Below are 17,509 nucleotides of genomic sequence, written 5' to 3' on the forward strand. Positions count from 1 at the left end.
GGTCTCCCGGTGCGCGGACCGCCGTGCCGGCGGGATCACGGGCAGTTGAGCGGGAGATCCAGTGTGGGCCGGGGATCGTCGATCACCGCGTCCGGGCCGCAGTCACCCTCGTCCCAGCCGGGGCCGCCGACCAGGGTGTCCACGCCCTTGTCGCCGAAGAGGTGGTCGTCGTTGCTGCCGCCGTCCACGCGGTCGTTGCCGTCCAGCGCGCTGGGCCCGATGAAGCGGTCCCCGTGGATGGTGTCGGCGCCACCGTCGCCGTGGAGGTTGTCGTTGCCCAGGTCGCCCCAGATGTCGTCGCCGTGAAAGCCGCCGTAGACGATGTCGTCGCCGGTGTTGGCCTTGATGTCGTCGTTGCCGGCGAGGCCGCAGATGATGTCGTCGTAGACGCTTCCGACGATGACCTCGCGAGCGGGCGTGCCGATGATGAACTCCCGGTTGTTGCTGCTGGTGCTGACGTAGACCCCGACGGCGTCCATCCTGGTGTATCCGGCCGGCACCGGAAACCCGGAGTAGGGGCCGCAGTCGGGGGGGACGATGTAGGCCGCCGACGCCGGGGTGGCGCCGCCGGCCAGGCCCGCGGCGGCCAGGACGAGCGCCCCGGCCACCGAGGCGGCGGTACGGGCGGTGGAGAGGTACCGGTGTGACATGACGCTTCTCCCTTGCGGTTGATGTGTACGAGAAGCGTCACCGGCGAGCGTTCAGCGGACGTGCAGCAAACGTGCAGCCCGCCCGTCTCAGCGTCGATCTTGGAGTTGTGGCGCCTCGAAGGTCGCACATGTCCGGTTCGCGAACCACCACAACTCCAAGATCGGCGGAGCGGGGAGCGGTGAGTTCGCCGAGGGGGCGCGGTCCTACCTCTGACGGCCCGACTCTGGAGGTTTCATGTCCGACACGCTGACCCGCCGCGAGCTGTGGGCGCTCGCGCACGCCGAGCGCGCCGCCCTGGCCGACGACCTCGCCGATCTCGACCCGGCGCACTGGGCCCGGCCCTCGCTGTGCGGCAGGTGGACGGTGCAGGAGACGCTCGCGCACATGACGGCGGCGGCGAGCGTCGGCCGCGTCCGGTGGCTCGCCAGCGTGCTCGGCGCCCGGTTCGACTTCGACCTGCACAACGACCGCCGGCTGGCCGAGCACCGCGGCGCCGGCCCGGGGGAGACGCTGGACCGGTTCCGCCGGATCATCGGCAGCACCACGTCGACGTTCGGGCCGACCGAGGCGTGGCTCGGTGAGGTGGTCGTGCACGCCCAGGACATCCGGCGTCCGCTCGGCCTGACGCGGACGCCGTCGGTCGAGGCCGTCACGCCGGTCGCCCGGTTCTACGCCGGGCGGGACTTCACGGTGGCCGGGCGCAGCGCGATCGAGGGCCTGCGGGTGGAGGCCACCGACGGGCCGTTCACCGCCGGCGCCGGCCCGCTGGTCAGCGGCACCACTGTCGCGCTGATGATGGCGATGGCCGGGCGGGCCGCGTACTGCGACGACCTCACCGGCCCCGGCGTGCAGACGCTGCGGGAGCGGTGCGCGCCCGCCTGACCGAGGCCGATGACCCGGGGGCGGGCCCGGTCACGACCGCGGCAGCGTCAGGATCTCCGCGCCGTCGTCGGTGATGGCGATGGTGTGCTCGCTGTGCGCGGTACGGCAGCCGGTCGCGCTGCGCAGCGTCCACCCGTCGGCGTCGGTGACCAGCGTGGCGGTGTCCGCCATGATCCACGGCTCCAGCGCCAGCAGCAGCCCGGGCCGCAGTGTGTAGCCGCGACCGGGCCGCCCGGTGTTCGACACGTGCGGGTCCTGGTGCATCGTCGACCCGACGCCGTGGCCGCCGAACTCGGTGTTGACCGTGTAACCGGCTCCGGCGAGGACCGAGCCGATGGCGTACGAGAGGTCGCCGACGCGGGCACCGGGGCGGGCGGCGGCGATCCCGGCCTGCAACGCCCGTTCGGTCGCGTCGATGAGCGCGACGCTCTCCGCGGGCCGGGTGTCACCGACGACGAAGCTGATCGCGGAGTCGGCCACCACCCCGCCCAAGGAGACGGCCAGGTCGAGGCTCAGCAGGTCGCCGTCGACGAGCGTGTAGTCGTGCGGCAGCCCGTGCAGCACCGCGTCGTTGACCGAGGTGCAGATGTAGTGGCCGAACGGGCCGCGCCCGAACGACGGCTCGTAGTCGACGTAGCAGGACTGCGCCCCGGCCTCGGCGATCATGCGCTGGGCCTGCCTGTCGATGTCGAGCAGGTTGGTGCCGACGGTGGTGCTGCCGCGCAACGTCTGCAGGATGTGGGCGACCAGGGCGCCGGTGTCCCGCGCCCGCCGGACGTCGGTGCGGCTCAGGATCTCGATCATGCAGGCGCCTTCCTCGCAGAACCAATAAGTATCCCGGCCATGTTATCCCGGTATTAGAATCCTGGCATGGTCCGGTTGCCCCTCACCCCCGCCGAGGTCGAGCGCGGGCAACGCCTCGGCGCGCTTCTGCGCCGCGCCCGGGGTGAGCGTTCGATGCTGCTCACCGCGCTCGACGCCGGAGTCTCCCCGGAGACCCTCCGGAAGATCGAGTCCGGCCGCGTCGCCACGCCGGCGTTCCCCACCATCGCCGCCATCGCCGACGTCCTCGGCCTCTCCCTCGACGAGGTGTGGGCCGAGATCAACCGCTCCGACACCGCGGTGCGTCTCGCGCCGTCGGAGCAGCGCCTGGCCTCGTAGCGCGCCCTGTCGGCGAGGAGAACATACCGAGTATGTAAGCTCCGTCGCATGCCGCCCTCGCGTCGCGCCGTCGCGCTTGTCGTACCCGTCGCCGGTTTCCTGCTCGGTTTCCTGGACTTCGTCTGGATCAAGTGGGTGCCGTTCCCCTTCGCCGAACTCGGCAACTCCACCGCCACCTGGGCGGTGGCCGCGTTCGCGCTCGGCTGGTGGATCCGGGCGGGCGCGGTGCGCGCCGCCGTGGCCGCCGGCGTCCTGCTGATCGTCGCGGTGCCCAGCTACTACCTGGCGGCGACGCTGCTCCAGGGCGACGACATCGCCGTGATCTGGGCGCTCACCTCGTTCGTCTGGATGGCGTTCGGCGTGGTGGCGGGCGTGGTGTTCGGCGTCGCCGGAATCTGGGCGCGGACGCAGGGATGGCGGCGCGTCGTCGGGGTCGCGCTGCCGGTGGCCGTGTTCGTCGAGGAGGCGCTGCGGTTCGCGCTGAAGTCACGGTCCGGTTATCCCGGAGCGTGGTGGAACGTGGCGATCGACCTCGCACTCGCCGCGCTGCTCGTGGTGCTGATCGGCCGGTCCGCCCGGGTGCGGCTGCTGGCCGCCGCGGTGGCGCTGCCGCTGGCCGCGGCGGGCGCGGTCACGTTCGCCGCCGTCGCGGGCTGACCTGTCCCGTCGGCCGGCGGGCCATCGCCGGCCGAGGACACGGGCCGACCAGGGCAGCGGGCCACCGCGCCGGCCGAGGCGGCGAGCGGCCGGCCCGACCGGGGTCGGCGACAATGACCCGAGTAAGGCGTGGTCCGGACGACGGGGGAGGAAACGGATGATCCGACGACAGGTGCTCGCGGCGGCGATGCTCACGGCGACGGCTCTGGTGGCCGGCTGCACGAAGGACCGGCCCGAAGCCGCACCGCCCACCAGCGCCCCGGCCGCATCCACCGCCACGGCCACGCCGAGCGCCACACCGAGCGCCGAGCCGGTGCCCGCGCCGGCCGAGCTGGCGGCACTGGAGCGGCGCTTCGGCGCCCGGATCGGCGTCTTCGCCCTCGACACCGGCACCGGCCGTACCCTCGCGCACCGGGCCGACGAGCGGTTCGCGTACGCCTCGACCTGCAAGGCCCTCGTCGCCGGCGCGATGCTGGCCGCCACGTCCGACGCCGACCGGGACCGGGTCGTCCGCTACCGGCGCGCCGACCTGGTGGCGCACTCCCCGGTGACCGAACGGCACGTGGAGACCGGCATGACGCTGCGGGACGCGGCCGAGGCAGCGGTGCGGTACAGCGACAACACCGCCGGCAACCTGCTGTTCGACGCGCTCGGCGGCCCGGCCGGCTTCGCACGGGCACTCCGGGACGTGGGCGACCAGGTCACCCGGCCCGCCCGCACCGAGCCGGAACTCAACGCGGCCACGCCCGGCGACGAGCGCGACACCAGCACGCCCCGCGCGCTGGCCGGCTCGCTGCGGGCGTACACGCTGGGGGAGACCCTGCCGCCCGCGGACCGCGACCTGCTGCTGGGCTGGATGCGGGCCAGCACCACCGGCAGCGGGCTGGTCCGGGCCGGCGTGCCGGCCGGCTGGCAGGTGGCGGACAAGTCCGGCACCGGCGGGTACGGCACCCGCAACGACATCGCCGTGGTGTGGCCGCCGGACCGGGCGCCGATCGTGCTGGCGGTCATGACCAGTCACGACAGCCGCGACGCGAAGCCCGACGACACCCTGGTCGCCCAGGCCGCGCGGGCGACAGTGACCGCGTTGCGCTGACCGGAGGCCCGGCTCAGGGGATCGGCCACTCGTGCACGGGCCGGTTGCTGTGCATCAGGTCGACGTAGTGGCGGACCACCTCGCGCAGCGCCGCCGGCCGGTCCAGGTGGTCGGCCGACTCCAGCCGGTGCAGCGTCTCCACCTGCCACGTCGCGCCGTTGCGGCCGGTCAGGCAGCGCTGCTCGACGATGCCGAGCAGCCGGTCCCGCTCGGCCGGGTCCAGGCCCCACCGGTCCAGCCCGTGGTGGGCCATCGGCAGCAGCCGGCGCAGCACCAGCTCGGTCACCGGCAGATAGCCCAGCCCCGGCCAGTACACCTGGGCATCGATGCCGTGCCGGGCGCAGGCGTTGAAGTTCTCCTCGGCCGCGCTGAACGACATCTGCGACCACAGCGGACGGTCCGACTCGGCGAGCGCCCGCACCAGGCCGAAGTAGAACGCGCCGTTCGCGACCGTGTCCAGCACCGTCGGCCCGGCCGGCAGCACCCGGTTCTCCACCCGCAGGTGCGGCCGGCCCTTGAGCACGTCGTAGACCGGCCGGTTCCACCGGTAGATGGTGCCGTTGTGCAGCCGCAGCTCGGCCAGCTTCGGCACGCCGCCGCTGTGCAGTGTGGCCGCCGGGTCCTCCGGGTCGCACACCGGCAGCAGCGCCGGGAAGTAGCGGACGTTCTCCTCGAACAGGTCGAACACCGAGGTGATCCAGCGTTCGCCGAACCACACCCGGGGGCGTACGCCCTGGGCCTTGATCTCCTCCGCCCGGGTGTCGGTGGCCTGCTGGAACAGCGGCACCCGGGTCTCGCGCCACAACTCCCGGCCGAAGAACAGCGGGGAGTTCGCGCCGAGCGCCACCTGGATGCCGGCGATCGCCTGCGCGGCGTTCCAGTAGTCGGCGAACTGCGCCGGGCTGACCTGGAGGTGGAACTGGGTGCTGGTGCACGCCGCCTCGGGGGTGATCGTGTCGGCGGTGGTGGCCAGCCGCTCCACCCCGCTGATCGCGATCGGCAGGTCCTCGCCGCGGGCGGCGAAGATCTGCTCGTTGAGCAGCGCGTACCGGGGATTGGCCGACAGCGTCTCGGCGGTCAGGTGCTCCGGGCGCAGCGTCGGCAGGATCCCGACCATCACCATATGCGCGCCCACCGTGCGGGCCTTCTCCTCCGCGGCGTTCAGGCTGGCCCGGACGTGCTCCTCGAACGCCGCGGTGCCGGTGCCGGCGAGCCGCCGCGGCTCGACGTTGATCTCCACGTTGAACTGGCCCAGCTCGGTCTGGAACGCCGGGTCGGCGATCGCCTCCAGCACGTCGGCGTTGCGCATGGCCGGGTCGAAGCCGTCGTCGACCAGGTTCAGCTCGATCTCCAGGCCGGTCATCGGCCGCTCCACGTCGAACCGGGACTCGCGCAGCATCTCGGCGAACACGTCCAGGCACCGCCGGACCTTCTCGCGATAGCGGGCCCGGTCCTCCCGGCTGAAGGTACGCACGCCGACGTCCTCGCCCATGGTCACCACCCTGTCACCGTTGGTTCTCCCCAACCTCGCACGGAGTGGCGGGTCAGGAAAGGCCCGGAGGCCCTTTTCTGTACCCCGTGGTGGCCCCGGTGATCCCCGTCGCGGGGCTGCGGGTTCCGTCCGGGCGGCCCGGCCCGGACGGCTAGCATGGCCGCCGACGGCGAAGGGGAGTGGCGGAATGCGCGACGGGTGGATCCGGGCGTTCGTGGTGGCGGCGTTCGCCGAGGGATGCTCGTGGGCGGCGCTGCTGGCCGGCATGGCGGTCAAGTACGGCCCGCCGGGCAACGAGATCGGCGTGAAGATCTTCGGCCCCATCCACGGCGCGTTGTTCGTGATCTACGGCCTGCTGGCGCTCGTGGTGGCCCGGCGGCGCCGCTGGACGCTCGTGCAGACCGGGCTGGCCCTGGTCAGCGCGGTGCCCCCGTTCGCCACAGTGCTGTTCGAGCGCTGGGCGAGCCGCCGGGGCCTGCTCGACGCGCCGGCGCCGGTGGGAAAGCCGCTCACCCCCGCCGGTCGCTGACCGCGGCGACGTCCTCCGCGAGGAAGCCGGCCAGCACGTCGGTCAGCTCCCGCGGCGCCTCCTCGGCCATGTGGTGCCCGGACGGGATCGACGCGGTCCGCACGTCGTCGGCCCAGTCGCGCCAGATCGCGGCCGGGTCGCCGTAGAGGTCGACCATGTCGTCGCGCTCGGACCAGGCGAACAGCACCGGGCAGCCGATCCGGCGCCCGGCGGCCCGGTCGGCGTCGTCCGCCGCCCGGTCCGGCCCGAGCCCGGCCCGGTAGTCCTCGCACATGGCGTGCACAGTCGCCGGGTCACCGATGGCCCGCCGGTAGTCGGCGTACGCCTGCTCGCCCATCTCCTCCGGTGACCCGCCGTACCAGGCGTCCGGGTCGGCGTTTATGACCCGCTCGGCCGGCTTGGCGAGCTGGCCGAGGAAGAACCAGTGCCACCAGCGGGCGGCGAACCGGGCGTCGCAGCGGGCCAGCGCCTCACCGATCGGCACCCCGTCCAGCACACCGAGGCGGCTCACCCGGTCCGGGTGGTCCAGGGCGGTCCGCATCGCCACGTACGCGCCGCGGTCATGACCGATCACTGCGGCCCGGCGGTGGCCGAGCGCGTCGAGCAGCCCGACCACGTCGGCGGCCATCGCCCGCTTGGAGTAGACGGTGTGCTCCGGGTCGCTCGGCGGCTTCGACGAGCCGCCGTAACCGCGCAGGTCCGGGCAGATCACCGTGTGTCGCGCGGCCAGCCGCGGCGCCACCCGGTGCCAGGTCGCATGGGTACGCGGGTGCCCGTGCAGCAGCACCACCGGTGGCCCGGAGCCGCCGTGGCGTACGCGCAGGCGGACCGCGCCGACGTCGATCTCGGTGAGTGTGAAACCGGGGAACATGGCCGCAGCGGTGCCCGCCACCGGCGGCCGGGAAACCTAGGTGAGCGCCGAGCAGGCGGCCACGCCGAACAGCAGCACGGCGCCCAGCATCGCCTGGAGCAGCAGCGCCGGACCCAGGTGCGACCAGAGCGTGGCCGTACGCGGGGTGAGCAGCTGCCCGGTGGTCAGGTTGACGATCCGCTCGATCCGCGGCGGCAGGTCCTCGTCGCGTTGCGCCCGCAGCGTGAGCTGGACGTGGTCGCCGGGGTGCAGCGCGCTCTGCGGCAGGTGGCCGTGCAACTCGACCTCGACCAGCCGGCCGGTGGCGTCGCGGACCCGGACCGGGGTGACCAGGAACTCCGGCCCCTTCTTCAGCTCCTTGAAGCTGCGCCGGGCCCCGCCGCCGCCACTGCTGAGCAACGCGCGCACCACCTTCAGCAGCAGCCCCACCACCCCCGCGGCGGTGAGCACCGCGACCAGCGCGGGCTGCCCGACCCGGACCTCCCGGGCGTAACCCTCCATCAACCGGACCAGACGCCCGGTGACGACGCGTTCCGTCGGGTGGACGACGCGTCGGGTGTACAACTCCGTATCCATGTTCACCACCGAGAGTCCCGTGCCGTGCACAGATGGTATCGGCCCTTCGGGTTGAACGACGTGAATGAACGGTGGTCACGCCCGGGCGGCCGGCAGGTGAACTCCGCCGGGGCGCGGGTATGCGTGCGGCCGAGCCGGAAAGGGGTCGAGCATGCAGCTGTCCTTCCTGCGCCCGCTCTACGACCGTCCCGGGCCGTGGTGCTCGGTGTACATGGACGCCTCCCGCGACACCCAGGACGCGCGAGCGCAGGTCGACCTGCGCTGGCGGGCCCTCAAGGGCGACCTGCTGGGGCAGGGCGCCGACCCGGTCACCGTCGAGGCGGTGGAGGAGGTCGTCCGCCGGCACCAGCCGATGCCCGGCGACTACGGCATCGCCGTGTTCGCCAGCCGGGGCCGCGTGGTGCTCACCGAGTACCTGTCCGCACCGCCGCTGCGTGACCTGGCGAGCTGGTCGGCGCTGCCGCACACCATGCCGCTCGTGGCCCAGCGGGGCGAGCAGGTGGCCTGGGTGCGGGTGCTGGCCGACCGTACCGGCGCGGACGCGATGGCGGTCAGCGCCGGCGGGGTGCCCCGGCGGGCCCAGGTGCAGGGCGGGCAGAGCCGCCAGCTGCGCCGGGTGCAGCCGGGCGGCTGGTCGCAGTCCCGCTACCAGCGCGCCGCGATGGAGGCGTGGCACCAGAACGCCGGTGACGCCGCCGCGGCCACCGCCGACCTGGCCGAGCGCGTCGGCGCGGACGTCGTCGTGGTGGCCGGGGACGTCCGGGCCACCGGCATGATCGCCGCCCAGCTCCCCGCCCGCTGGCAGGACGTGCTGGTGCGCACCGACGCGGGTGCCCGCGACGTGGGCGCCGACGACACGCTGATGGACGACATCACCGTGCAGACCGTCGCCGAGGTCGCCGACCGGCGGATCGCCGCCGCGCTGGACCGCTTCGGCGTCCAGGAGGACGTCGGCGCCGGGCTCGACGCCGTGGTCTCCGCGCTGCAACGCAACCAGGTCGACACCATGCTCATCGTGGACGACCCGTCGGCCGACGGCGAGCTGTGGGTGGGCCCCGAGCCGACCGAGATCGCCACCGACCCGGGGCAGCTGGCCGGCATGTCGGTGGCCGACCCCCAGCGGGTACGCGCCGACGCGGCACTGTTGCGCGCGCTGATCGGTACCGACGCGGACCTGACGGTGCTCGCGCCCGAGGAGGCGCCGGAGCTGACCGACGGGGTCGGCGCGGTGCTGCGCTACGTCGACGCGAGCACGCCGGGGCGGGGTAATGGCTGAGCGCATCGTCGCCGACCTGGTGGTCGAACGCCTGCGGGCCTGGCGGGTGCCGCGGGTGTTCGGCTGTCCGGGCGCGGCGATCGCCCCGCTGGTGGGCGCGCTCGACGACGCGGGCGGGGATCCGGTCTTCGTCCCCGCCCGGCACGAGGAGACCGCCTCGTACATGGCCACCGGGCACGCGAAGTTCACCGGCGGCGTCGGGGTGTGCCTGGCGACCCAGGGTCCGAGCGCGGTGCACCTGCTCAACGGGCTCTACGACGCCAAGCTCGACAGCAAGCCGGTGGTCGCGATCATCGGCGAGGACGTCACCGGCCCGCTCGGCGGCGCGCACGAGGAGATCGGGTTGAGCCGCCTCTTCGGCGACGTGTGCAACCAGTTCGTCCGCTACGGCCGCAGCCCGGAACAGGTGCCCGCGCTGCTCGACCAGGCGTTCCGTACCGCTGCGGCGACCCGCAGCCCGACCTGCGTGGTGCTGCCGCGCGCGTTGCAGGTCACCGCCGTACCGGACCTGCTGCCGCAGACCGCCGGGGTGGTCACCGCGACGCCCGGCGAGCCGCTGGCCCGGGTGCTGCCGCACGACGCCGACCTGGACGCCGCCGCCTCGCTGCTCGGCAACGGGCGGCGGGTGGCGATGCTCGTCGGCCAGGGCGCGCACGGCGCGGCCGAGGAGATCGTCGCGCTCGCCGACCGGCTCGGCGCGGGCGTGGCCACGTCGCTGCTGGGCAAGCCGGTGCTCGACGAGCGGCTGCCGTTCCACACCGGCGTGCTCGGCGAGGTCGGCACCACCGCCGCCGCGCAGCTCATGGGCTCCTGCGACACGCTGCTGATGATCGGCACCAACGATCCGTGGACCGACTGGTTCCCGATGCCGGGCCAGGTACGCACCATCCAGATCGACATCGACGGCCGGCGCATCGGCACCCGCTACCCGGTGGACGTGCCGCTGGTCGGCGACGCCGCCGAGACGCTGCGGGCGCTGCTGGCCCGGGTGTCGGAGAATCCCCACCGCGAGTGGCGCGGCATGGTGGAGAAGATGGTGGACCGGTGGCGTGAGGCCGCCGCCGAACGCGCCGCCACGCCCGCCGATCCGGTCGACCCGCGGCTCGTGCTGCGTGAGCTGTCCACCCGGCTGCCCCGGCACGCCGGCGTCGCCGTCGACGTCGGTTCGGTCGTCTACTGGTACGCCCGGCACCTGGAACTGCCGCCGGGGGTGCAGGCCCGGCTGTGCGGCACGCTCGGCTCGATGGGCTGCGCCCTGCCGTACGCGGTGGCGGCCAAGCTGGCCCGCCCGGACGAGCCGGTGCTCGCACTGCTCGGTGACGGCGCGATGCAGCTCAACGGCCTGGCCGAGCTGATCACTGTGGCGCACCACTGGACGCGGTGGCGCGATCCGCGGCTGATCGTGCTGGTGCTGAACAACAGGGACCAGTCCGGCGTCGGCGGCGGCCGGTCACCGGGGGAGCGGGGGCCCGAGGTGCCGTACGCCGGGTGGGCCCGCCTGCTCGGGCTGCACGGCGTCCGGGTGGACCGGCCGGACCTGGTCGGACCCGCCTGGGACGAGGTGCTGGCGGCCGACCGGCCCGCCGTCCTGGAGGCGGTGGTGGACCCGGCCGTGCCGCTGGACGCGCCCGAACCGGCGCTGGCCGACCTGCGCGGCCTGGTGGCCGACGGGGACGCGGCCCGCCGGGTGCGGGAGCGGGTGATCCAGACCGAGGCCATCGCGGCCGACGAAGTCGTTTAGCGGCATCGGGGCGGGGCACTGCGACCGGGCGCAACCGTCCCGGGAGGTCACCATGTCCGTCGCCGCCGACAGCCGTTACGGCCCCGCTCCGCTGCCCGCGGCGCGCGGGCCGGTCTCCGCCGCGCTGCTGGCCGCGCTGCGCGGCGCTCCGCGCGAGCTGCCGGGCGGGCTGGGCGCGGGGTTCGGCGCGCTGGCCGCGCCGCTGACCGACGACGACCTCCAGCTCACTCTGTTCCTCTGCTACGAGCTGCACTACCGGGGCTGGGCCGGCGTGGACGAGGCGTGGGAGTGGGAGCCGTCGCTGCTGGCGCTGCGCGTCCGCGCCGAGCGGCCGTTCGAGGCGGCGCTGCGGGAGCTGGCCGGCCCGCCGCCGGCGGTGCTGCCGGCCGGCGTGCCTGGTGCACTGGCCGATTTGGTGGCGGCCGACGACGGCCCGCCGCTGGCCGCCACGCTGCAACGCCGCGCGGATCTCGACCGGTTCCGCGAGTTCGTCGTCCACCGTTCGATCTACCACCTGCGCGAGGCCGACCCGCACAGCTGGGCGCTGCCCCGGCTCGGCGGCCCGGCGAAGGCGGCGCTGGTGGAGATCCAGACCGACGAGTACGGCAACGGCCGGCTGGACCTGATGCACGCCGAGCTGTTCCGCACCACGATGGACCGGCTCGGCCTGGACACCGGCTACGCCGCCCACCTGGACCGGGTGCCGGCGGTGACGCTGGCGACGAACAACCTGATGTCGCTGTTCGGCCTGCACCGACGGCTGCGCGGCGCGCTGCTGGGGCACCTGGCCGCGTACGAGATGACCTCGTCGCTGCCGAACCGCCGCTACGGCAACGGGCTGCGCCGGCTCGGCTTCGACGCGGTCGCCACGCGCTTCTACGACGAGCACGTCGAGGCCGACGCCGTGCACGAGCAGATCGCCGCGTACGACATGTGCGGCGGGCTGGTCCGGGCGGAGCCGGCGCTCGCGTCCGACGTCCTGTTCGGGGCCGCCGCCGCGCTGGCGCTGGACGCCCTGTTCGCCGCGCACCTGCTCACCGCCTGGTCCGCCGGCGAGTCGTCCCTGCGCCCGCGAGCCGAGACCCTGGCCGCAGCCTGACCCGCCCCGCCCCGCCCCTCGCGATCTTGCAGTTCGGGCCCTCAGGATGCCCGTTTCGCTACGTTTGCCGGGTCGCAAAGTGCAAGATCGCGGGGGAAGGGGCGCGGGGGTCAGGGTGAGCGGTCGCTGCCGGCCCGGAAACCGGCCACCTTGTGCGTGCCGTCGCAGAACGGCTTGATCGCGCTCTTACCGCACCGGCACAGCGCCACCGTGCCCCGGCGCGTCTCGATCGGCTTGCCCTCGGGCGTGACGAGCGCGAAGTCGCCGCGTACCAGCAGGGGTCCGTCCCGGTACGGGGTGATGGTCGCCGCCGGGGTGCTCTCGTCGTCGGGCATGCGCCGTGCAGTGCCCGTCCCGGTCCGGCCCAAACCCGCCCGCGACGGCGGGCACGCGGCGCGACGGCGTACCTGGGTGTGGCGGGCGGTGCCGGTACCGGGCGGGCCTTGGTCCTGACCCGTGGGGAGATGCCCCGTTTAGACCCCAGAGGGACGGGAAGCCGGGCCGCGTGGTGAGCGAACGAGTCGAACGGGCCGGCGGCGCGGGCCTGCCCGTGGAGCGGGTGGTGGCGGCCGGCAGTGCAGCCCGGATCCTGGTCGCCGCGACCGCCCGGGCGCTGCGCGGCGACGACTGCGGCGACCTCGGCCACCCGGGCGCGCTGTCCCGCCTCACCGGCGCGCCCGAGCCGGTACGCCGCGCCGCCACCCTCCGGGCCGCCGGGCGGGCGGCGCTCACCGCCGGCCAGATCGCCGCCGTGGACGCCGAGCGGGTCGCCGGATGGTTCGCCGATCAGTACCCGGAGCGGCGCTTCCCCGGCGTGGTGCTCGGGTCGCCGCACGGCGCCGCCGTCCACCTCGCGGCGGCGCTCGGCGTGCCCTGGCTCCCGGCCGGGTTCGAACTGGCCGGGCAATGGGCCCGGGGGGCGGTGGACCGCCCCGACGCCGCGTACGCGCACGGCGCCACGCTGGCCGCCCGGCTGCTCGACGGCAACCCGCGCGTGCACGTCCGCCAGGTGCACTGCCCGGCCAGCCGGGGCGCGGTGGCCGGCGCGGCGGTGACGTTCGCGGTGCGCTGGCGCACCCTGCCGGAGGCGTACGCGCGCTTCCTGGCCGACCGGCTGGAACCGGCCGCGCCGGTGCTGCTGCTGCACGACGCCCGCACCTGGCCGGTCCGCGACGGCGGCGACGGGCACAGCTTCCAGGCCGGCTGCCCGGCCGGCGGCCTCGACCCGGTCGACTTCCACCCGGACGCCCGCGCGCTCGGCCAGGTGCTGCGCGCCGCCGGCGGCGACGAGACGCGCTGGGCGGCGCCGGAGGTCACGGTGGCGGGCGCGTTCGCCGAACACGGCGTGGAGTCCGGTTTCGAGCACGACGCCCGCTGTCTCGGCGACCGGTACGGGCATCCGCTGCACCGGGTGGTCGTGCCGCAGCCGGACGCGCTGAGCGCGGTGACCGCCGACCTGTACCGGCGCTGGCTGCGACGGGCCGGCAAGACCGGCAACCGGCTGGTGGTGGAGTGCGGCCGGCTGCTCGACCCGGCGCAGGTGCTGCGGGCCGGCCTGGTGCCGTACTGGTGCGAGAACGCCACCGCGCGGCGGGTCGCCGGCGTCGAGTGGTGGCTGGCCGGCAGCGAGCCGTTCACCTCGGTGGATGTGCTGCCCGAGCCGCCCGGCCTGCGCTCGCCCGCGTCCGCGGGGCTGCCCCAGTGGCTGGCGGTGGCCGGCTTCGGGCGCAAGCGGCGGGCCCTCGACCGGGGCGCCGCGCGCGGCTACCCGGTCGCCTCGGTACCCACCCGACGTGCCACGGAGGTGTTGCGCAACCAGCCCTGCGACCTGCCCGCACCACCGCCGCTGCGGATGGCCGAGGCCCTCACCGCGCTGCGGGACGCGGGCGCACACCAGGGCCTGCTGGTCTCCTGAACCGCCGCCGGGACCGGCTGCCGGCCAACCTGGCGAAACTTCCTCGCGATCCTGCGGTCCGTGATTGAGTACCTACGGAGCGGGAAGACCGCTCGCCGCGAAACGGCCCACGACGCCGTGCGGCGGGCAGCCACCGCTTTCGACGTATCCGTCACGTAACCCAACTTCCTCACCCGGTGCGTGGTCCGACCACGCGCACGACCGGTTCCGACCGGGCGGGGGCTCTTCGGCGAGGGGGCGCGGATGTTCGGACAGACCACCACACCCACACCACCGACCACCGACCGGGGTCTGGAGGACCTGGACGCGGCGGCGCTCGCGTACGCGGCCCGGATCGAGGGCCTGCCACCGGAGCGGCGGCAGGAGGCGCGGGACGACCTGGTCCGGTTCGCCCTGCCGTTCGCCGGCCGGCTCGCCCGCCGCTACCGCGGGCGCGGTGAGCCGCTGGAGGACCTGGAACAGGTGGCCCGTCTCGGCCTGGTGAACGCCGTCGACAGGTACGACCCGGAACGCGGTTCGTTCACCGCGTACGCGGCCATCACCATCGTCGGCGAGATCAAACGGCACTTCCGCGACCGCACCTGGGGCGTGCACGTGCCGCGCCGGTTGCGGGACCTGATCCTCGAGGTGGGACAGGCGACGGCGACGCTGACCAGCGAGCTGTCCCGCGCGCCCACGGTGGCCGAGCTGTCCGCCCGGCTGGAGACGCCGGAGGAGGAGATCCTCGCCGCGCTGGAGTCGGCCGCCGGCTACAGCCCGGCGTCGCTGAACGCGCCGGTGGGCGGGGAGAGCTCGGCCGAGTTCGGCGATCTGGTCGGTGAGTCCGACCACGCGTTGGAGTCCGTCGACGACCGGGTCACCGTCAGCGGCCTGCTGCACCGGCTGCCCTGGCGGGAGCGCCGCATCCTGGCGATGCGCTTCTACGGCAACCAGACCCAGGCGGAGATCGCCGCCCGGTTCGGCATCTCGCAGATGCACGTGTCCCGGCTGCTGTCGCGGGCGCTGACCTGGCTGCGTCAGGCGATGCTGGCCGAGGCGCCGCCGCCCTGGCAGAACGGCGCGGCCGAGGCCGAACCGGGCAAGGCGCGGATCTCGGTGAAGCAGAACGGCGACCGGGTGGTCGTCGAGGTCGGCGGCGAGGTGGACCGGGCCGGCGCGGACCAGTTGCGCCGGGCCGTGCTCCAGGCGGTCACCGGGCAACCCCGCGAGGTGGTGGTCGACCTGGTGGGTGCCGGTGGCTTCGACGCCGGCGGGATCGCCGCGCTGATGGCCGGCCGGGAGGCCGCCGCGCGTACCGGCGTGCCACTGCGGCTGACCCGGGTGCAGCCGGCGGTGCGCCGATCGCTGGCCGCGGCCGGACTGCCGGCCGCCGACTGACCCCACCGCACGTACCGCGCCGGCCCCCCACCACGGGAGCCGGCGCGAGGCGTACGACGAGCGGGCCGGCGCCCGACGGCGCCGGCCCTCCTGCGATGTCTCAGTTCTCCGGGGTGTCCCCGTGCCCGCGCGGGTGCCGCCACCTGTCGTTCGGCTGCTCGTCGCGCTCGGCGTTGAGCGCGCTGCCCTCGGGCTCGTCGGTCTCCTCGAAGCTGGGCCGGCGCACCTCCTCCGGCTCCGGCACCTCCACCGGACGGGCGCCGGACTGCGGCGCGGGCTGGTAGTCCACCGCCTCGCGCGCGCCGTACGCGCCGCCGGCCGATGGCGACTCCGGCACGTGCCGCTCGTGGTGCAACTCCTCGCTGAAGCTCTGCGGCGGTTTCGTGGTGCGCTGCGGCAGGTCCCGGCCCAGGTCGGACACGAGCGGGCCGTACTTGAGGTCGAACGCGGGCCGCTCGGAGCGGATGCGCGGCATCCGGTCGAAGTTGCGCAGCGGCGGCGGGCAGGTGGTGGCCCACTCCAGCGAGTTGCCGAAGCCCCAGGGATCGTCCACGGTGACCATCGCGCCGTACCGCCACGACTTCCAGATGTTCCAGATCACGAACAGGGTGGACGCGCCGAGGACGAACGAGCCGATGCTGGAGATCGTGTTCAGCGTGGTGAAGCCGTCGCCGGGCAGGTAGTCGGCGTACCGGCGGGGCATGCCCTCGTTGCCCAGCCAGTGCTGCACCAGGAAGGTGGCGTGGAAGCCGATGAACATGGTCCAGAAGTGCATCTTGCCGAGCCGCTCGTCGAGCAGCCGCCCGGTCATCTTCGGGAACCAGAAGTAGAGCCCGCCGAACGCGGCGAACACGATCGTCCCGAACATCACGTAGTGGAAGTGCGCCACCACGAAGTAGGTGTCGGTGACGTGCCAGTCCACCGGCGGGCTGGCCAGCAGCACCCCGGTCAGGCCACCGAGCAGGAACGTCACCAGGAAGCCGACGGCGAACAGCATCGGCGTCTCGAACGTGATCTGTCCCTTCCACATGGTGCCGATCCAGTTGAAGAACTTCACCCCGGTCGGCACCGCGATCAGGAAGCTCAGGATGCTGAAGAACGGCAGCAGCACCTGGCCGGTGGCGAACATGTGGTGCGCCCAGACCGTCATCGACAGCACCGTGATGGCGATGGTGGCGAGCACCAGGCCGGTGTAGCCGAAGATCGGCTTGCGGGAGAACACCGGGATGATCTCGGTGATGATGCCGAAGAACGGCAGCGCGATGATGTACACCTCGGGGTGACCGAAGAACCAGAACAGGTGCTGCCAGAGCATCGGCCCGCCGGTCGTCGAGTCGTACACGTGCGAGTGCAGCAGCCGGTCCGAGGCCAGCGCCATCAGCGCGGCCGCCAGCAGCGGGAACACGAAGATCACCAGGACGCTGGTGAGCAGCGCGTTCCAGGTGAAGATCGGCATCCGGAACATGGTCATGCCCGGGGCGCGCAGCGTCACGATCGTGGTGATCAGGTTGACCGCGCCGAGGATCGTGCCCAGGCCGGACACGGCCAGGCCGACCACCCACAGGTTCCCGCCGACGCCGGGGGAGTGCTGCGAGGTGCTCAGCGGCGTGTACGCGGTCCAGCCGAAGTCCGCCGCGCCGGCCGGGGTGGCGAACCCGCCCACGACCATCAGCGCGCCCAGGAAGTAGAGCCAGTACGCGAACGCGTTCAGCCTGGGGAACGCCACGTCGGCGGCGCCGATCTGCAGCGGCACCAGGTAGTTGGCGAACCCGAAGAACAGCGGGGTGGCGAACAGCAGCAGCATCACCGTGCCGTGCATGGTGAACATCTGGTTGTACTGCTCCGGGGAGACGATCTGCATCCCCGGCCGGGCCAGCTCCGCCCGGATGATCAACGCCAGGATCCCGCCGACGATGAAGTATCCGAACGACGTGACCAGGTAGAGCAGGCCGATCTGCTTGGCGTCGGTGGTGCGCAGCAACCGCCACAGCGCGTTGCCCTTCACCGCCTCCCGTACGGGCCCGGGGAATCCCCCGAACCGGGCCGGCGCGAGGATCGCGGGCCCCCGGTCTCGTGCCGGTTCCGTGACTACCCGCTTGGGCATGGCTTCTCACCCCGTGTGACGACAGACAGGACGGGCGGGCGTACCCGGCCCTCTGCCCATGTAACCAGGCGAGAGCGGAGAA

Annotated in this window: 17 protein-coding genes; 10 read left to right on the forward strand and 7 right to left on the reverse strand. The window is 73.8% G+C overall.

Translation table 11 applies throughout. The features are described 5' to 3' along the window. Positions 1–35: 35 nt before the first annotated feature. Positions 36–650, reverse strand: coding sequence for a calcium-binding protein (locus tag O7611_RS12260; RefSeq protein ID WP_269696861.1), 615 nt, complete (start codon positions 648–650; stop codon positions 36–38). Between the two features lie 235 nt (positions 651–885). On the opposite strand from O7611_RS12260, the gene O7611_RS12265 reads away from it, so the two are divergent. Continuing rightward, positions 886–1,533 (forward strand): maleylpyruvate isomerase family mycothiol-dependent enzyme, encoded by a 648-nt coding sequence (locus O7611_RS12265; protein WP_194801661.1) that lies wholly within the window; start codon positions 886–888, stop codon positions 1,531–1,533. Between the two features lie 30 nt (positions 1,534–1,563). Here O7611_RS12265 and map read toward each other — a convergent pair whose 3' ends face one another. Further along, positions 1,564–2,337, reverse strand: a complete 774-nt coding sequence (map, locus tag O7611_RS12270) for a type I methionyl aminopeptidase (RefSeq protein ID WP_269696862.1) — start codon at positions 2,335–2,337, stop codon at positions 1,564–1,566. Between the two features lie 66 nt (positions 2,338–2,403). On the opposite strand from map, the gene O7611_RS12275 reads away from it, so the two are divergent. From O7611_RS12275 to bla, 3 genes are all read left to right on the forward strand, one after another. Next, positions 2,404–2,694: a helix-turn-helix domain-containing protein gene (locus tag O7611_RS12275; RefSeq protein ID WP_194801659.1), complete on the forward strand. Its 291-nt coding sequence runs from the start codon at positions 2,404–2,406 to the stop codon at positions 2,692–2,694. Positions 2,695–2,742: 48 nt separating this feature from the next. Continuing rightward, complete coding sequence (locus O7611_RS12280) at positions 2,743–3,351, forward strand: DUF6518 family protein (RefSeq protein WP_269696863.1); 609 nt, start codon at positions 2,743–2,745, stop codon at positions 3,349–3,351. A gap of 157 nt (positions 3,352–3,508) precedes the next feature. Further along, positions 3,509–4,447, forward strand: a complete 939-nt coding sequence (bla, locus tag O7611_RS12285) for a class A beta-lactamase (protein ID WP_269696864.1) — start codon at positions 3,509–3,511, stop codon at positions 4,445–4,447. A gap of 13 nt (positions 4,448–4,460) precedes the next feature. Here the strand turns inward: bla and O7611_RS12290 are convergent, their stop codons facing one another. Next, the gene (locus O7611_RS12290; RefSeq protein WP_194801656.1) at positions 4,461–5,939 is read right to left on the reverse strand and encodes a glutamate--cysteine ligase; all 1,479 of its coding nucleotides are present in this window, start codon (positions 5,937–5,939) and stop codon (positions 4,461–4,463) included. A gap of 187 nt (positions 5,940–6,126) precedes the next feature. Here O7611_RS12290 and O7611_RS12295 point away from each other — a divergent pair, with 187 nt between their 5' ends. Next, complete coding sequence (locus tag O7611_RS12295) at positions 6,127–6,468, forward strand: DUF3817 domain-containing protein (protein ID WP_194801655.1); 342 nt, start codon at positions 6,127–6,129, stop codon at positions 6,466–6,468. On the opposite strand, the gene O7611_RS12300 is transcribed toward O7611_RS12295, so the two are convergent. Then, positions 6,449–7,339 carry an alpha/beta fold hydrolase gene (locus tag O7611_RS12300; protein ID WP_194801654.1) on the reverse strand — a complete coding sequence of 297 codons (891 nt, stop codon included), beginning with the start codon at positions 7,337–7,339 and terminating at the stop codon, positions 6,449–6,451. The genes O7611_RS12295 and O7611_RS12300 overlap by 20 nt on opposite strands. A 36-nt stretch (positions 7,340–7,375) precedes the next feature. Then, a complete protein-coding gene (locus tag O7611_RS12305; RefSeq protein WP_410054955.1) occupies positions 7,376–7,915 on the reverse strand; it encodes a hypothetical protein in 540 nt (179 codons plus the stop codon). A 151-nt stretch (positions 7,916–8,066) separates the two neighbouring features. Between O7611_RS12305 and O7611_RS12310 the strand changes: the two genes are divergently transcribed. The 3 genes from O7611_RS12310 to O7611_RS12320 are packed head-to-tail and all read left to right on the forward strand — an operon-like array spanning position 8,067 to position 12,031. Continuing rightward, positions 8,067–9,191: a baeRF2 domain-containing protein gene (locus O7611_RS12310; RefSeq protein WP_135239893.1), complete on the forward strand. Its 1,125-nt coding sequence runs from the start codon at positions 8,067–8,069 to the stop codon at positions 9,189–9,191. Next, positions 9,184–10,932 carry a thiamine pyrophosphate-binding protein gene (locus tag O7611_RS12315; RefSeq protein WP_194801652.1) on the forward strand — a complete coding sequence of 583 codons (1,749 nt, stop codon included), beginning with the start codon at positions 9,184–9,186 and terminating at the stop codon, positions 10,930–10,932. Before O7611_RS12310 ends, O7611_RS12315 begins: the two co-directional genes overlap by 8 nt. 52 nt (positions 10,933–10,984) lie before the next feature. Continuing rightward, positions 10,985–12,031 carry an iron-containing redox enzyme family protein gene (locus O7611_RS12320; RefSeq protein ID WP_269696865.1) on the forward strand — a complete coding sequence of 349 codons (1,047 nt, stop codon included), beginning with the start codon at positions 10,985–10,987 and terminating at the stop codon, positions 12,029–12,031. A gap of 110 nt (positions 12,032–12,141) precedes the next feature. Here O7611_RS12320 and O7611_RS12325 read toward each other — a convergent pair whose 3' ends face one another. Then, positions 12,142–12,366 (reverse strand): CDGSH iron-sulfur domain-containing protein, encoded by a 225-nt coding sequence (locus tag O7611_RS12325; RefSeq protein WP_194801650.1) that lies wholly within the window; start codon positions 12,364–12,366, stop codon positions 12,142–12,144. A gap of 170 nt (positions 12,367–12,536) precedes the next feature. Between O7611_RS12325 and O7611_RS12330 the strand changes: the two genes are divergently transcribed. Together O7611_RS12330 and O7611_RS12335 are read left to right on the forward strand one after the other, a co-directional pair. Beyond that, entirely contained in the window at positions 12,537–13,946 is a 1,410-nt protein-coding gene (locus O7611_RS12330) for a hypothetical protein (protein ID WP_194801649.1), read from the forward strand. Positions 13,947–14,189: 243 nt separating this feature from the next. Continuing rightward, positions 14,190–15,323, forward strand: coding sequence for a SigB/SigF/SigG family RNA polymerase sigma factor (locus tag O7611_RS12335; protein ID WP_194801648.1), 1,134 nt, complete (start codon positions 14,190–14,192; stop codon positions 15,321–15,323). Positions 15,324–15,423: 100 nt separating this feature from the next. On the opposite strand, the gene ctaD is transcribed toward O7611_RS12335, so the two are convergent. Continuing rightward, positions 15,424–17,427, reverse strand: coding sequence for an aa3-type cytochrome oxidase subunit I (gene ctaD, locus O7611_RS12340; protein WP_194801647.1), 2,004 nt, complete (start codon positions 17,425–17,427; stop codon positions 15,424–15,426). Positions 17,428–17,509 lie beyond the last annotated feature (82 nt).

Origin of the sequence: Micromonospora sp. WMMC273 (assembly GCF_027460285.1) — a bacterium.
In the GTDB taxonomy this organism is placed as follows: domain Bacteria; phylum Actinomycetota; class Actinomycetes; order Mycobacteriales; family Micromonosporaceae; genus Micromonospora; species Micromonospora aurantiaca.

Bases quoted from the DNA above. Each gene is read 5' to 3' on its own strand.
- O7611_RS12300 (WP_194801654.1), bottom strand. From the start codon at position 7,339: ATGTTCCCCGGTTTCACACTCACCGAGATCGACGTCGGCGCGGTCCGC.
- O7611_RS12275 (WP_194801659.1), top strand. From the start codon at position 2,404: ATGGTCCGGTTGCCCCTCACCCCCGCCGAGGTCGAGCGCGGGCAACGC.
- O7611_RS12265 (WP_194801661.1), top strand. From the start codon at position 886: ATGTCCGACACGCTGACCCGCCGCGAGCTGTGGGCGCTCGCGCACGCC.
- O7611_RS12260 (WP_269696861.1), bottom strand. From the start codon at position 650: ATGTCACACCGGTACCTCTCCACCGCCCGTACCGCCGCCTCGGTGGCC.
- ctaD (WP_194801647.1), bottom strand. From the start codon at position 17,427: ATGCCCAAGCGGGTAGTCACGGAACCGGCACGAGACCGGGGGCCCGCG.
- O7611_RS12310 (WP_135239893.1), top strand. From the start codon at position 8,067: ATGCAGCTGTCCTTCCTGCGCCCGCTCTACGACCGTCCCGGGCCGTGG.
- O7611_RS12280 (WP_269696863.1), top strand. From the start codon at position 2,743: ATGCCGCCCTCGCGTCGCGCCGTCGCGCTTGTCGTACCCGTCGCCGGT.
- bla (WP_269696864.1), top strand. From the start codon at position 3,509: ATGATCCGACGACAGGTGCTCGCGGCGGCGATGCTCACGGCGACGGCT.
- O7611_RS12315 (WP_194801652.1), top strand. From the start codon at position 9,184: ATGGCTGAGCGCATCGTCGCCGACCTGGTGGTCGAACGCCTGCGGGCC.
- map (WP_269696862.1), bottom strand. From the start codon at position 2,337: ATGATCGAGATCCTGAGCCGCACCGACGTCCGGCGGGCGCGGGACACC.
- O7611_RS12335 (WP_194801648.1), top strand. From the start codon at position 14,190: ATGTTCGGACAGACCACCACACCCACACCACCGACCACCGACCGGGGT.
- O7611_RS12305 (WP_410054955.1), bottom strand. From the start codon at position 7,915: ATGGATACGGAGTTGTACACCCGACGCGTCGTCCACCCGACGGAACGC.
- O7611_RS12290 (WP_194801656.1), bottom strand. From the start codon at position 5,939: ATGGGCGAGGACGTCGGCGTGCGTACCTTCAGCCGGGAGGACCGGGCC.
- O7611_RS12325 (WP_194801650.1), bottom strand. From the start codon at position 12,366: ATGCCCGACGACGAGAGCACCCCGGCGGCGACCATCACCCCGTACCGG.
- O7611_RS12320 (WP_269696865.1), top strand. From the start codon at position 10,985: ATGTCCGTCGCCGCCGACAGCCGTTACGGCCCCGCTCCGCTGCCCGCG.
- O7611_RS12295 (WP_194801655.1), top strand. From the start codon at position 6,127: ATGCGCGACGGGTGGATCCGGGCGTTCGTGGTGGCGGCGTTCGCCGAG.